Origin of the sequence: Duganella sp. 1411 (assembly GCF_017833525.1) — a bacterium.
GTDB lineage: Bacteria > Pseudomonadota > Gammaproteobacteria > Burkholderiales > Burkholderiaceae_D > Rugamonas.
This window is the reverse complement of record NZ_JAFICD010000003.1, coordinates 224,120-238,324: the sequence shown is the minus strand read 5'-3', so window position 1 is coordinate 238,324 and position 14,205 is coordinate 224,120. Positions and strand designations below refer to the sequence as shown.

Below are 14,205 nucleotides of genomic sequence, written 5' to 3'. Positions count from 1 at the left end.
TTACATGTTGCGGCGGTACTGTCCTCCGACCTCGAACAGCGCCGTCGTAATCTGCCCCAGCGAGCATACGCGCACCGCCTCCATCAGCTTTTCGAATACGTTTTCGTTGTCGATCGCGGCCTGCTGCAATGCCGCCAGCGCGGCCGGCGCACGGTCGGCATGGCGGTGGTGGAAGTCCTCCAGGCGCTTGAGCTGCGATTGCTTCTCGTCGTCGGTGGAGCGCGCCAGTTCGATTTTCTGCGGCTCGCCGGCCGCCTTCGGATTGCGGAACGTGTTGACGCCGATGATGGGCAGCGTGCCGTCGTGCTTCTGGTGCTCGTACAGCATCGACTCTTCCTGGATCTTGCCGCGCTGGTAGCCGGTCTCCATCGCGCCCAGCACGCCGCCGCGCTCGGCGATGCGCTCGAACTCCTGCAGCACCGCCTCCTCGACCAGGTCGGTCAGCTCCTCCATGATGAACGAGCCCTGGTTCGGATTCTCGTTCTTGGCCAGGCCCCACTCACGGTTGATGATCAACTGGATCGCCAACGCCCGCCGCACCGATTCGTCGGTCGGCGTGGTGATCGCCTCGTCGTAGGCATTGGTGTGCAGCGAGTTGCAGTTGTCGTAGATGGCGATCAGCGCCTGCAAGGTGGTGCGGATGTCGTTGAAGTCGATCTCCTGCGCGTGTAGCGAGCGGCCCGACGTCTGCACGTGGTACTTGAGTTTTTGCGAGCGGTCGTTGGCGCCGTATTTGTCGCGCATCGCCACCGCCCACAGGCGCCGCGCGACGCGGCCCAGCACCGTGTATTCCGGGTCCATGCCATTCGAGAAGAAGAACGACAGGTTGGGCGCGAAGTCGTCGATGTGCATGCCGCGCGCCAGATACGCTTCGACGAACGTGAAGCCGTTCGACAAGGTGAACGCCAATTGCGAGATCGGGTTCGCGCCCGCTTCGGCGATGTGGTAGCCGGAGATCGACACCGAGTAGAAATTGCGCACCTGGTGCTCGACGAAGTACTGCTGGATGTCGCCCATCACCTTGAGCGAGAATTCGGTCGAGAAGATGCAGGTGTTCTGCCCCTGGTCTTCCTTCAGGATGTCCGCCTGCACGGTGCCGCGCACGTTCTGCAGCACCCACGCGCGCAGCTTGGCCGCTTCGTCGGCGTCCGGCTGGCGCTTGTGTTCTTCGACGAAGCGCTCGATTTGCTGGTCGATGGCGGTGTTCATGAACATGGCCAGGATCGTCGGCGCCGGGCCGTTGATGGTCATCGATACCGAGGTGCTCGGGCTGCACAGGTTGAAGCCGTCGTACAGCACCTTCATGTCGTCCAACGTGGCGATCGAGACGCCGGAGTTGCCGACCTTGCCGTAGATGTCCGGACGCGGCGCCGGATCGGCGCCGTACAAGGTCACCGAGTCGAACGCCGTCGACAGGCGCTTGGCGTCCATGCCGGTCGAGACCAGCTTGAAGCGGCGGTTGGTGCGGAAGGCGTCGCCTTCGCCGGCGAACATGCGGGTCGGGTCTTCGCCCTCGCGCTTGAACGGGAATACGCCGGCCGTGAACGGGAACGATCCCGGCACGTTTTCCAGCATCAGGAAGCGCAGGATTTCGCCGTGGTCTTCATAGCGCGGCAGGGCCACCTTGCGGATCTTGGTGCCCGATAGCGTGTGCTGCACCAGGCGGGTACGGATTTCCTTGTCGCGGATTTTGACCACGTAGTCGTCGCCGGCGTAGGCGGCCTGCATCTCCGGCCACTGCGCCAGCAGTTTTTTCGCGCCGGCGTCCATCGCGGCGTCGCGGTCGGCGATGACATCCTCGAAATCGGTGGCCTTGTTGGCGATCGCCAGCATGCGCTTTGCTTCGGTGAGCTGCTGGCGTTCGCGCGCCAGCGTCACCTGCTTGCGGGTGTGGCGGTGGTAGCCGCGCACGGCGTCGGCGATCTCCGCCAGGTAGCGGGCGCGCGCCGGCGGCACGATGACGTTTTTGCCGCTCGAGTGGCGTAGCGCCACGGCGGGCAGTTTGCCCGGCTTGGTCGGCAGGCCGAATTGCGCCAGCTTCGGCAGCAGGCCCTGATACAACGCGGTGACACCGTCGTCGTTGAAGCGCGACGCCTGCGTGCCGTAGACCGGCATCTCCTCGGGGCGCTGGCTCCACAGCTCGCGGTTGCGCTGGTACTGCTTGGCGACGTCGCGCAGCGCGTCCAGCGAGCCTTTGCGGTCGAATTTGTTGATGGCGATGAAGTCGGCGAAATCGAGCATGTCGATTTTTTCCAGCTGCGAGGCGGCGCCGAATTCGGGCGTCATCACATACATCGATACATCCACGTGCGGCACGATGGCGGCGTCGCCCTGGCCGATGCCGGAGGTTTCGACGATGACCAGATCGAAGCCGGCCACTTTGCAGGCGGCGATGACGTCGGGCAGCGCCTCGGAGATCTCGGAACCCGCCTCGCGCGTGGCCAGCGACCGCATGAACACACGCGACTGCCCCGCCCACGGATTGATCGCGTTCATGCGGATACGGTCGCCCAGCAGCGCGCCGCCGGATTTGCGGCGCGACGGGTCGATCGAGATGATGGCGATGTTCAGCGCGTCGCCCTGGTCGAGGCGGATGCGGCGTATCAGTTCATCCGTCAGCGACGATTTGCCGGCGCCGCCGGTACCGGTGATGCCCAGGGTCGGCACGGCCAGGCCCTCGGCGGCGGCCAGGAGGTCGGCGCGCAGCGCGGGCGCGGCCTGGTCGTTTTCCAGCGCGGTGACCAACTGGGCCAGCGGGCGGTGGCGCGAGGCCACGTCGCCTTCGCGCAGCGGCGCCAGCGAGGTGGGTGAATACTGCGACAGGTCGATGTCGCACTGCTGGACCATCCATTGGATCATGCCGACAAGGCCCATGCGCTGGCCGTCCTCCGGGCTGAAGATCCGGGTGACGCCATACGCGTGCAGGTCGGCGATTTCGTCGGGGACGATGACGCCGCCGCCGCCGCCGAACACCTTGATGTGGGCGCCGCCGCGCTGGCGCAGCAGGTCGAGCATGTATTTGAAGTATTCGACATGGCCGCCCTGGTAGCTGGAGATGGCGATGCCTTGCACGTCCTCGGCCAGCGCCGCGGTGACCACCTCGTCGACCGAGCGGTTGTGGCCCAGGTGGACCACTTCGACGCCATTCGATTGCAGGATGCGGCGCATGATGTTGATCGAGGCGTCGTGGCCGTCGAACAGCGAGGCGGCCGTGACGAAGCGGATTTTGTTGGTCAGGCGCGGCTGATCCGGCACTGCCGCGAGGTTCGGAGCGGAGAGGTCGTTCATGGTGTCCCTTCTATTCTGTGCGTCGATCTGTGTCGTTTTTCTATTATATGACGTTTACGTAAACGTCAAACCCGCGATTCCACGCTGGGGTCTGACCCTGTGGGGTCAGACCCCGCCGGGCCGTGCGGGTTTAAGCGGCGCGCTGCTGGCTGAATTGCGCCATCAGGCGTGCCTTCTCGGCGTGGAACACGGCCACCGCCTTCTCCTTGACGTGGCCGAAACCGCGCACCTTCTCCGGCAATCCGGCCAGTTCGACGGCCAGCGCGTGGTTTTCCACGCTGAGCTGCCCGATCAACACGGTCACCATCTCGCGATATTCGACGATCAGCGCGCGCTCCATCCGGCGCTCGTCGCTGCGGCCGAAGATATCGAACGCGCCACCGCGCAAGCCTTTGAGCCTGGCCAGCAGCTTGAACGCGCTCCACATCCACGAGCCGAATTGCGCCTTGACCAGATGCCCCTTGGCGTCCTTCTTGGCGAACAGCGGCGGCGCCAGATTGAACTTGATCGAGAAGTCGCCCTCGAACTGCTGTTTGAGCTGCTCGACGAAGCGCCCGTCCGTGTACAGCCGCGCCACCTCGTATTCATCCTTGTATGCCATCAGCTTGAAGTAGTATTTGGCCACGGCGGTGGACAGCTTGTTACCCAGTCCCAGCGCGGTCTCCCTGGCGCGCACCTGCGACACCAGCTGCTCGTAGACGGCGGCGTAGGCGGCGTTCTGATAATCGGTCAGGAAGCGCACGCGCTTGTCGATGACGTTGTCCAGGCTTTGCGGCATTTGCACCACGATCGCCTGCGTCGGCGTGGCCACGCGCTCGACGCGCTTCAGGTCCACCGCCGCGCGGCGGCCCCACAGGAAGCTCTTTTTATTGGATGCGATGCCGACGCCATTGAGTTCGATCGCGCGCAGCAGCGACGCCTCGGTCAACGGAATGCGTCCGCGCTGCCACGCGTAGCCGAGCATGAACAGGTTGGCGGCGATGGAGTCGCCCATCAGCGCCGTGGCCAGCTTGGTCGCGTCGATGAAATCGGCGGCCTCGGCGCCGCCGACCGATTCCTCGATCAGCGCGCGCACCTCGGCCACCGGGTATTGCCAGTCGGCGTTTTGGGCGAAGGTGCCGGGCGGCTGCTCGTGCAGGTTGATCACGGCCAGCGTGCGGCCGGGCCGCATCTTCGACACCGCGTCGGCGGCGCCGGCGGTCAGCATGTCGCAGCCGAGGACGACGTCGGCCTCGCCGGTGGCGATGCGCTGGGCGCGCAGGTGCGCCGGGGTCTTGGCCACTTTGACGTGCGAGGTGACCGAGCCGTTTTTCTGCGACATGCCGGTCATGTCGAGCACCGACGCGCCTTTGCCCTCCAGGTGCGCGGCCATGCCCATCAGCGCGCCGACGGTGATCACGCCGGTGCCGCCGATGCCGTTGATCAGGATGTTGTAGGGCTGCTCGCACGACGGCAGCGCGGGTTCTGGCAGCGCGCCGAAGCCGTCGTCGACGTTTTCCGCATTTTCGTTCACCTTGACGCCGGTCTTGGTTTTCTTCAGCGCGCCGCCTTCGACGGTGACGAAGCTGGGGCAGAAGCCCTTCACGCACGAGTAGTCCTTGTTGCACGACGATTGATCGATGGTGCGCTTGCGGCCGAACTCCGTCTCTTTCGGCAGGATCGAGGTGCAGTTCGACTGCACGCCGCAATCGCCGCAGCCTTCGCACACGGCCTCGTTGATGACCATGCGCTTTGCCGGGTCGGGGTATTCGCCTTTTTTCCGGCGACGGCGCTTCTCGGCCGCGCAGGTCTGGTCGTAGATCAGCACCGACACGCCTTCGACCTCGCGCAGCTCGCGCTGGACGGCGTCCATGTCCTTGCGGTCGTGCAGGCTGACCAGCGACGGCAGCGCGCCGCGATCGGTGTAGCGGTTCAAGTCCTCGGTCACCAGCGCGATGCGTTTCACCCCCTCCGCGGCCATCTGTTGGGCGATCATCGGCACCGACGTGATGCCGTCGACCGGCTGGCCGCCGGTCATCGCGACGGCGTCGTTGTAGAGGATCTTGTAGGTCATGTTGACCTTGGCCGCCACCGCCGCGCGGATCGCCAGATAGCCGGAGTGGAAATAGGTGCCGTCGCCCAGGTTCTGGAACACGTGCGGGATCTTGGAGAACGCGGCCTGGCCGATCCACGGCGCGCCTTCGCCGCCCATGTGCGTGGTCAGCTTGTTGAATTCCGGGTAGATCGACGTCGCCATCACGTGGCAGCCGATGCCGGCCAGCGCCAGGCTACCCTCGGGGACCTTGGTCGACGTGTTGTGCGGGCACCCGGAGCAGTAGAAGGCGGGACGGAACGGCGTGCTGATGGCCTTCTTCAGCACCGCGTCCTTGGCGTCGAGGAAGGCCAGGCGCGCCTTGATATGGTCGCAGGTGACGGGATCGGCGATCAGCCGCTTGACGCGCGAGGCGATCACGCGCGCCACCTGCGAGACCGAGAAGTCGGCCTTGGAGGTCAACAGCCATTCGCCGCGCGGCGCCACCCACTCGCCTTTTTCGTCGAACTTGCCGATCACGCGCGGGCGCACGTCGTCGCGCCAGTTGTACAGCTGCTCCTTCAACTGGTACTCGACGATCTGGCGCTTTTCCTCGACCACCAGGATCTCGTCGAGGCCCTGGGCGAATTCGCGCACGCTGTCCGGTTCCAGCGGCCACGGCATGGCCACCTTGAACAGGCGCAGGCCGACATCGGCCGCCATCTCTTCGTCGATGCCCAGTTCCTCGAGCGCCTCGAGCACGTCCAGGTACGATTTGCCGGAGGCGATGATGCCCAGCTTGGCGTCCGGGCTGGTGATGGTGGTGTGATTGAGTTTGTTCTCGCGCGCGTAGGCCAGCGCCGCGTAGATTTTATAGTCCTGCATCAGCGCTTCCTGGTTGCGCGCCTGCTGGCCCAGCGGAATGCTCGACAGGCGGGCATTCAGGCCGCCCTCCGGCATGACGAAATCGAGCGGGATCTTGACGTCGACGCGGAACGGATCGGCGTCGACCGACGCCGACGATTCGACCGTGTCGGCCAGCGCCTTGAACGCCACCGTGCAGCCGGAAAAGCGCGACATCGCCCAGCCGTGGATGCCCAGGTCGAGGTACTCCTGCACGTTGCATGGGTACAGCACCGGGATCATCGACGCCGAAAACAGGTGGTCGGACTGGTGCGGCAGGGTCGACGAATAGGCGCCGTGGTCGTCGCCGGCCACCAGCAGCACGCCGCCGTGCTTCGAGGTGCCGGCGTGGTTCATGTGCTTGAAGACGTCGCCGCAGCGGTCGACGCCCGGGCCCTTGCCGTACCACATGGCGAACACGCCGTCGTATTTGGCCTCGCCGATCAGGTCGACCTGCTGCGAGCCCCAGACGGCGGTTGCCGCCAGGTCCTCGTTCACGCCGGGCACGAACTGCACGTGGTGGGCCTCCAGGTGCGGCTTGGCCTTCCACAGGTTCTCGTCGAGGCCGCCGAGCGGCGAGCCGCGGTAGCCGGAGATGAAGCCGGCCGTGTTCAGGCCGGCGGCCTGGTCGCGCACGCGCTGCATCATCGGCAGGCGCACCAGCGCCTGGATGCCGGACAGGAAGATGTCGCCGTGGGTCGCGGTGTATTTGTCGTCGAGGCTGACGGTGGTCAGGCGGGCGCTGTCGTCTCTGGCGGACGTTGCAGGGCCGGTTGCCGAGGTATCGGGCATGGCGGGTCTCCGTTTTTGGTATCAGATCGCACCTGAGCTTGAGCACGCCGGGTAAGCGCGTCAGGATCGGGCCAGGGCCGCATGGTGAGCGGAATTGGTCCTAGTATGGGCGCGAGTTGACGTATACGGAAATAGTGTTTGCCGATCGGGCCATAAGAAAAAATGATACCCACCCAGAGCAACTCCGGGGTCAGGTCCACCAATGCTACACAAGCTCGGCGCTAACGGACCTGCAACGCAGAGGCCGTGTAGAAATGGTGGACCTGACCCTGGAGTTGCCCTGATTGCTAGCCGATGGGGGTGGCGCCCGGCCATTTGCCCCCGGCGCACAGCTGTTCGCTGACGTCGCGCACCAGCCGGCCGATGGCGCCGGCGGCGTTGGTCAGCGGGATGTTTTTCGACGCGCACAGCACCACCGTGCGCGAGATCGCCGGCTGCCGGATAGCGTGCGCGCGCATCGCGCCCCGTTGCAGCTCGTCGAGCACCGGCGCCGACGGCAGCAGGGTGGCGCCCATGTCGGCCAGGATCGCCGATTTGAGGATGGCGATGGAGTTGATCTCGATCACGTTCGACAGCCGGAGCCCGGCCGCGCGCACCATGCTTTCGATGCGCGGACGCACGCCGTGCTGCGGGCCCGGCAGGATCAAGGTGGTGCCCAGCGTTTGCTCCAGGGTCAGCGCGTCCCGGCCCAGCGCGTAGGCGGCGTCGGCGCGGCAGATGAAGCGCAGCTCCTCCTCGACCAGCGGCGTGGTGGCGAACTGCGCCAGCTGGCCGTCGTCGAACAGCACCGCCAGGTTGATCCGCCCCGATTTGAGCTGCTCGCTCAGGTTGCCGGTCAGTTCCTCCGTCAGCTGCAGCGTGATTTCCGGATAGGTGGCGCGCGCCGCCGTCAGCAACGGCAGCGCCAGCGCGCCCGAGATGCTGTGCGGCAAGCCCAAGGTGACGGCGCCGCTGGGCCGCTCCGCCGATTGCGTGACGGCCGAGCGGGCGTCGGCCACCTGCTTGAGGATCGCTTGCGCGTGCTCGTAAAAGACCTTGCCGGCGTCCGTGCTGAGCACGCCCTGCGCCGAGCGGTGCAGCAGCTGCACCCCCAGCTCCTCCTCGAGCTGGCGCAGCTGCTGCGTCAGCGCCGGCTGCGCCACGTGCAGCACCAGCGCCGCCCGCGACAGCGAGCCGTGGTCGACGATGGCGACAAAGTAACGAAGTTGACGTAGTTCCATATTGATCGGGGACGGAGGACGGGCCGCGCCGGCGCGGACATGCAAATGGTAGCACCTGCAAAGAATGATCCTGATAGGAAACTATTTGTTATACTGAAAACAGACGTTCTCTCCTCCAGCCTTTTTCACGGGTGCCTGCATGTTAAAGAAAGTCGACTCCTCCCAACTGAAGGTGGGCATGTATATACATGACCTGAGTTGCGACTGGATGACGCACCCGTTTGTCCGCAACCGCTTTTTGCTGACCAGCGAAGACGAAATCCGCAAGATCCTCAACGCCGGCATCCATGACGTGGTCATCGACAACAGCAAGGGCATCGATGTGCAGGATGCGCCGTCGCTGGCCGAGGCGCAAGAGGCGACCGAGCGCGAAATCGCCGAGATCGCGGCCAAGACGCCGGTCGTCACCCGCGTCTCGCTCGGCGACGAGATGCGGCGCGCGGTGCAGATCCGCCACCAGGCCTCGACCCTGGTGCGCACGGTGATGCAGGACGCCCGCCTCGGCCGGGCGATCGAACTCGACCAGGTCGAACCCGTGGTGCAGAACATCACCGAGTCCATCCTGCGCAATCCGGGCGCGCTGGTCGGGCTGCTGCGGATCAAGAACAAGGACGATTACACCTTTTTGCACTCCGTTAGCGTCTGTACGCTGCTGGTGGCGTTTTGCCGGTCGCGCAATATCGCCGCCGACGTGACCCATCAGGCCGGCCTCGGCGGCTTGCTGCACGACACCGGCAAGGCGCTGGTGCCCGATGCCATCCTCAACAAGCCCGGTCCGCTGACGGACGAGGAATTCGCCGTCATCAAGCGCCATCCGCTGGACGGCTATGAGATCCTGAAGAAGTCGCCCGAGGTCGGGCCGATTCCGCTCGACATCACGCTGCATCACCACGAGCGCCGCGACGGCAGCGGCTATCCGGGCAAACAGGCGAACGAGCAGATCAGCGAACTGGCGCAAATGGCCGCCATCGTCGACGTCTATGACGCCATCACCGCCGATCGTTGTTATCACAAAGGTATGTCGGCGGCGGCCGCGCTGCGCAAGATTTATGAGTGGAGCAAGTTCCATTTCAATCCGCAGTACGCGCAGGAATTCATGCGCTGCGTCGGCATTTATCCGGTGGGAACGATGGTATTGCTGGAATCGGGCCGGCTCGGTGTGGTAATCGAGCCACACGAGACCAATTTGCTGGCGCCCAAGGTCAACGTGTTCTTCAACACCAGGAAAAACCTGTACATCAAGCCGGAGACGGTCGATTTGTCGCGCGGGCTGGGCTTCGGCGGCGGCGACAAGATCGTCGGCCACGAGTCGCCCGCCAAGTGGAATGTCGATCCGATGCGCTTCTTGACGCTGGCCTGACGCCGGCCCCCGTCCTAGAAGAACTCGGCCGTGTCGTTGGAGGCGGTGGTCTGCAGCAGGCCGCCGCTGAGCAGCTCGTCGTAGTGGCACACCAGGTTGCGGCCGTGGCTTTTGGCGTAGTACAGCGCCTGGTCGGCGTGTCCCAGGATGATCACCGGCGCCTCGAGCGCGCTGATGCTGACGAAGCCGACGCTCACCGTCACCTTGCCCACCTGCGGGAAATCATGCGAGGCCACGTTCAGGCGGAAGCGCTCGATGATCTTTTTGGCGTTGTCGAGCGTGGTCGAGCGCAGCAGCACGACGAACTCCTCGCCGCCGAAGCGGAACACGCGGTCTTGCGCGCGGAACGACGAGGTCAGCAGGTTGGCGATCAGGATCAGCACCTCGTCGCCGTACAAATGGCCGAAGCGGTCGTTGACGTGCTTGAAATGGTCGACATCGACCACCGCCAGCCATTGCTTTTCCTGTTCGCCGTGGTGGCGGCGTTCCGGCTCGCCCGGCAAGGTGACCGAATCCTGCTCGATGCTGGCGGCCAGCATCTTGGCCAGCTGGTCGTCGAAGGTCTTGCGGTTGAGCAAGCCCGTGAGCGAATCGCGTTCGCTGTAGTCGAGCAGGTTCTGGAAGTTGCGGTAGACGGCGACGATGCCGCCGATGATATGGATGGTGTCGCTGGTGTACGGGGTCGGATTGACGATCTCGAGGCAGGTGTCGGCCTTGTCGCCGAGCCAGATCGGCAGCCACAGCGTGTGCTCGCCGGCCTCGTTGGCGATGTCGGCGCCCGACTCGTGCAGGTCGATGCAACGCGCCAGCGCCGGGAAGTTCTCGATCGGCTCGCCCGGATGGTGCTGGTCGGAGGTGTCGACCATGCACGCCGGCTCGCCGGCGACGATGAGCGCGCGCGGCCGCACGAACACCTTGCCCCGCACGGTGGCCAGCGTCAGCACGCGGGCCTGGCTGGCGCGGGCAAGCTCCTGCACCGCCGAAATCACGGAGATGTCGAGCATCGTGTGATCTCGGTGGCCGGTCATGTCCACCATGTGTTTCAGTAGGGAATCCATTTTCTTCTCTGGAAAATTATCACACAACCTTGCGGTCAGCCACGCTTTGTTCACGCCTATCAATCCCGATCTCTTTGATAGCCAGGCGCACGATGAGGAAGCAATACGGGGCCTTTCCAAAGAACAGCTAAGCAGGATAATAGCTTTTTGCAATCAAGGCAATTCTTGTGTGCGAAAAAAAACGTTCAACGCGTGAATTCCCGCCGTTTTTCCCACAGCACCGTTTCCATCGCCGGATGTTTCCAGCGTACAAGCCGACCCACACCCGCAGTTTGACATAGGCCAGCGACTAGGCGCGCCCAGCACGGTTGGGCTGATCAAAACGACTACAATAGTTCCGTGGAGAAAGCTTGCGACATCTCAATCCCTATAAAGCTGCTAGTCGTATAGTGGCCTCAATGCGCGGCAACGGCGGTCTGCAGGCCGGCGCGCCGTGTCAGAGGTTATTTCTTTCATCGACCTAACTAGGGAGTACATCATGAACTCACTTATCGCAGCAGCAAAGGCGTTTGCGTCGGACGAACAGGGGATCACGGCCATTGAATATGGCCTGATCGCGGCGACCATGGTCGCCGCGGTCGTCGCCGCCTTCGCCTTCCTGGCGCCGGCGCTGACGGCGGCGTTCCAGTCCATCTCCAACGACATCACCGCGGCCACCTAAACCGCCTGGCTTTCCAGTCGCCCCCGGCTGGAAAGCTTTTTTCGTGCGGGAGCCACCATGTTGAACGCCATCGAAGTCATCCTCATTTGTCTGGTCGCGCAGGCGGCCGTGACCGATCTGGCCATGCGCAAGATTCCCAATGTCCTCATATTAAGCGGCCTGCTGTTGGCGATGATACTGCATCTGCTCGGCGGACAGCATTGGGCGCCCCTCTCGCAATGGCTGGCCGGCACCTTGGCCGGCTTTTTTTTATTTCTGCCGTTGTATTTGTTGCGCGCCATGGCCGCCGGCGACGTCAAGCTCATGGCCATGGTCGGCGCCTTCGTCGGCCCGCTGGCGGCGCTGCAGATCGGCGTGCTGGCCTACCTGATCGGCGGCGTCATGGCGGTGCTGATGCTGCTCTGCAGCGGCCGCTGGCGCGAGAGCTGGCGCAATGTCGTGCTGATCTGCAAACCGCTGATGTGGCGCCTGCTCGGCCTGCCGCTGGCGCCGGTGCCGCTGACCTCCATCGCCAGCGTCGGCGGCATCCCCTACGGCGTGGCCATCGCGCTGGGCACGGGCGGCTTTGTGGCGTGGGCGCATCGCTGAACGCAGGGTCCGTCCCCCGTTTGCTGCGCGTCAATGCCCGCCGGGCACCGCCCGATAAAATAAATTCCTGAATGAAACAACCCTGCCGCGGAGACGTCCATGCTCAGCCTCGACCCCTCACCCTATGCATCCACCGCGGAGACGGAGCCGGGCGGCGCGCTGCCGCCGCAGCCCAAGACCTTGCGCGACACCGGCCTGCCGCAGCAGTTGATCGTCGAGCTGATCGCCAAGGTCTTGTACGTCGGCGGCAGGACCCATCTGCCGCTGCTCACCACCAAGCTGCACCTGTCGATCAACGTGCTGCGCGAGGCGCTCGACTTCCTGGTGGCCGAGCATGTGGCCGAGGTGGCGTGGCGCGGCGAGTCCGACATCGACGTCCAGTACCAGCTGACGGCCGCCGGCAAGCAGCGCGCCAGCGGGTGGATGGAGCGCTGCCGCTATGTCGGCCCGGCGCCGGTGACGCTGGACGCGTACCGGGCGATGGTCGAGCGCCAGGCCGGCCAGGCGCCGCAACTGTGCGCCGACGATCTGGCGGCCGAATTCGCCGACGATTTCTTCCCGCGCGCGGTGCAGCAGATGCTCGGCGCGGCCATGTACTCGGGCCGCTCGATGCTGCTGTACGGCCCTTCCGGCGGCGGCAAGTCGACCTTGGCGCGGCGCCTCGGCGCCATGCAGCAGGGACTGGTCGCGGTGCCGCACGCGCTGATGGTGGGGCAGGACATCATCCAGCTCTACGATCCGGCGCTGCACCGCGCGCCGTTGCCGCGCCAGGTGCGCCAGGCGGCGGAGCGGCGCAGCGCCGATCCGCGCTGGGTGCTGTGCCAGCGGCCCGTGGTGGCGCTCGACGGCGACTTGAGCGAGGACATGCTCGACCCGCGGCCGGACACGCCCAACGGCTGCTACCGCGCGCCGCCGCAGCTGATGGCCAACAACGGCCTGCTGATCGTCGACGACCTGGGACGCCAGCGCATGTCGGCCACCGATTTGTTCAACCGCTTCTCGCAGGCGCAGGAGCTGCAGCGCAGCCATTTGTCGCTGGCCGGCGGCTACCATTTCAGCGCGCCGTGCCGCATGCGGCTGCTGTTCGCCACCAGCCAGGCGCCCGAGGCGCTGCTCGACACGTCGGCGTTGCGGCGGGTCGGCTACAAGATCGGCATCGGCGCGCTGAGCGCGGCCAACTACCGCACGCTGTTCCGCCAGCAGTGCCTGGGCGCCGGCGTGCTGTATGACGAGCCGTCGCTGCGCTACCTGATCGACGAGCTGCACGCGGGCAGCGGCCTGCCGCTGCTGGCCAGCTGCCCGCGCGAGATCATCAGCCGCATCGCCGATTTCGCCGGCTTCAACGGCGAGCCGCCGCGGCTGACCATCGCCACGCTGGACCAGGCCTGGTCGAGCATGTTCGCCGGCGGCGCGCCGCCGGCCGCCGCCGCCCGGACAGACCACGACCATGACCACACGCTCGATCAACCGGCCCAGCACATCCTATGAAGAACCGCCGCGCATTATTGATGATGGCGTTGGCCGTCATATTCGGACTGGGGGCGGTGCTGATGGCGTCGCGCTGGCTGCTGCGGCAAACGCCGACGACGGCCAACCGCATCGTGGTGGCCGCCGTCGACGTCAGCCTCGGCCAGCGCCTGACGCCGGAGATGATGAAATCGCTGGACTGGCCGGCCGACAACCTGCCCAACGGCGCGCTGCGCGACCCCTCCAAGCTGGTCGGGCGGGTGCTGAAGACGAGCGTGCTGCGCGACGAGCCCCTGAGCGAATTGAAGCTGGCGCCGGCCGGCACCGTCGGCGGCCTGTCGGCGCTGATCACCGAGGGCAAGCGCGCCATCACGGTGCGCGTCAACGACGTCGTGGGCGTCGCCGGCTTCGCGTTGCCGGGCAATTTCGTCGACATCCTGGTCAACACGCAGTCGGCCGGCAACGGCCATGAGAACGCCATCTCCAAGATCGTGCTGGAACGGATACTGGTGCTGGCCGTCGCGCAGGAGGTGGGGCGCGACGAGACCAAGCCGCGCGTGGTCAACGCCGTCACGCTGGAGGTGACGCCGTCGCAGGCCGAGAACCTCGATCTGGCGCGCAGCGTCGGCACGCTGTCGCTGGTGCTGCGCAACCAGGTCGATCCACGTCCGGGCGTGACCGGCGGCGCCACCAAGTCGTCGCTGCTCGGCGTGGCCGACAAGCCGGCCGAGGCGGCGTCCGAGGCGCCGCCGCCCGCGGCCAAGCCGCGCGTCCAGGTGGCGGCCGCGCCGCGCGCGCGTCCATGCGTCGGTGTCATCGTCGGCTTGCAGCGCACGCAGGAATGTCTTTGAGGACGC

9 protein-coding genes are annotated in these 14,205 nt (G+C 65.5%); 5 read left to right on the top strand and 4 right to left on the bottom strand.

The features are described from left to right. From icmF to JOD97_RS18110, 3 genes are all read right to left on the bottom strand, one after another. Positions 1-3,288 carry a fused isobutyryl-CoA mutase/GTPase IcmF gene (gene icmF / locus JOD97_RS18120; RefSeq protein WP_209721075.1) on the bottom strand — a complete coding sequence of 1,096 codons (3,288 nt, stop codon included), beginning with the start codon at positions 3,286-3,288 and terminating at the stop codon, positions 1-3. Between the two features lie 130 nt (positions 3,289-3,418). Continuing rightward, a complete protein-coding gene (locus JOD97_RS18115) occupies positions 3,419-6,994 on the bottom strand; it encodes an indolepyruvate ferredoxin oxidoreductase family protein (RefSeq protein ID WP_209721072.1) in 3,576 nt (1,191 codons plus the stop codon). Positions 6,995-7,281: 287 nt separating this feature from the next. Beyond that, on the bottom strand, positions 7,282-8,214 hold the full coding sequence (locus tag JOD97_RS18110; protein ID WP_209721069.1) for a LysR substrate-binding domain-containing protein: 933 nt from the start codon (positions 8,212-8,214) through the stop codon (positions 7,282-7,284). Positions 8,215-8,353: 139 nt separating this feature from the next. On the opposite strand from JOD97_RS18110, the gene JOD97_RS18105 reads away from it, so the two are divergent. After that, positions 8,354-9,574 (top strand): HD-GYP domain-containing protein, encoded by a 1,221-nt coding sequence (locus tag JOD97_RS18105; RefSeq protein ID WP_209721066.1) that lies wholly within the window; start codon positions 8,354-8,356, stop codon positions 9,572-9,574. Between the two features lie 14 nt (positions 9,575-9,588). Here the strand turns inward: JOD97_RS18105 and JOD97_RS18100 are convergent, their stop codons facing one another. After that, a complete protein-coding gene (locus JOD97_RS18100; protein WP_209721064.1) occupies positions 9,589-10,632 on the bottom strand; it encodes a GGDEF domain-containing protein in 1,044 nt (347 codons plus the stop codon). Positions 10,633-11,110: 478 nt separating this feature from the next. Between JOD97_RS18100 and JOD97_RS18095 the strand changes: the two genes are divergently transcribed. The 4 genes from JOD97_RS18095 to cpaB all read left to right on the top strand — a co-directional run bounded on the left by JOD97_RS18095 (position 11,111) and on the right by cpaB (position 14,199). After that, entirely contained in the window at positions 11,111-11,293 is a 183-nt protein-coding gene (locus JOD97_RS18095) for a Flp family type IVb pilin (protein WP_209721060.1), read from the top strand. Positions 11,294-11,350: 57 nt separating this feature from the next. Next, positions 11,351-11,881 carry a prepilin peptidase gene (locus tag JOD97_RS18090; protein WP_209721057.1) on the top strand — a complete coding sequence of 177 codons (531 nt, stop codon included), beginning with the start codon at positions 11,351-11,353 and terminating at the stop codon, positions 11,879-11,881. A gap of 99 nt (positions 11,882-11,980) precedes the next feature. After that, positions 11,981-13,369: an ATP-binding protein gene (locus JOD97_RS18085; RefSeq protein ID WP_209721054.1), complete on the top strand. Its 1,389-nt coding sequence runs from the start codon at positions 11,981-11,983 to the stop codon at positions 13,367-13,369. Beyond that, on the top strand, positions 13,366-14,199 hold the full coding sequence (cpaB, locus tag JOD97_RS18080) for a Flp pilus assembly protein CpaB (protein WP_209721051.1): 834 nt from the start codon (positions 13,366-13,368) through the stop codon (positions 14,197-14,199). Before JOD97_RS18085 ends, cpaB begins: the two co-directional genes overlap by 4 nt. The last annotated feature ends 6 nt before the right edge of the window (positions 14,200-14,205 follow it).

What these genes read in the sequence shown, in the direction of transcription:
- JOD97_RS18090 (WP_209721057.1), top strand. Translation starts at nt 11,351, where the DNA reads ATGTTGAACGCCATCGAAGTCATCCTCATTTGTCTGGTCGCGCAGGCG.
- icmF (WP_209721075.1), bottom strand. Translation starts at nt 3,288, where the DNA reads ATGAACGACCTCTCCGCTCCGAACCTCGCGGCAGTGCCGGATCAGCCG.
- JOD97_RS18095 (WP_209721060.1), top strand. Translation starts at nt 11,111, where the DNA reads ATGAACTCACTTATCGCAGCAGCAAAGGCGTTTGCGTCGGACGAACAG.
- JOD97_RS18085 (WP_209721054.1), top strand. Translation starts at nt 11,981, where the DNA reads ATGCTCAGCCTCGACCCCTCACCCTATGCATCCACCGCGGAGACGGAG.
- JOD97_RS18105 (WP_209721066.1), top strand. Translation starts at nt 8,354, where the DNA reads ATGTTAAAGAAAGTCGACTCCTCCCAACTGAAGGTGGGCATGTATATA.
- JOD97_RS18100 (WP_209721064.1), bottom strand. Translation starts at nt 10,632, where the DNA reads ATGGATTCCCTACTGAAACACATGGTGGACATGACCGGCCACCGAGAT.
- JOD97_RS18115 (WP_209721072.1), bottom strand. Translation starts at nt 6,994, where the DNA reads ATGCCCGATACCTCGGCAACCGGCCCTGCAACGTCCGCCAGAGACGAC.
- JOD97_RS18110 (WP_209721069.1), bottom strand. Translation starts at nt 8,214, where the DNA reads ATGGAACTACGTCAACTTCGTTACTTTGTCGCCATCGTCGACCACGGC.
- cpaB (WP_209721051.1), top strand. Translation starts at nt 13,366, where the DNA reads ATGAAGAACCGCCGCGCATTATTGATGATGGCGTTGGCCGTCATATTC.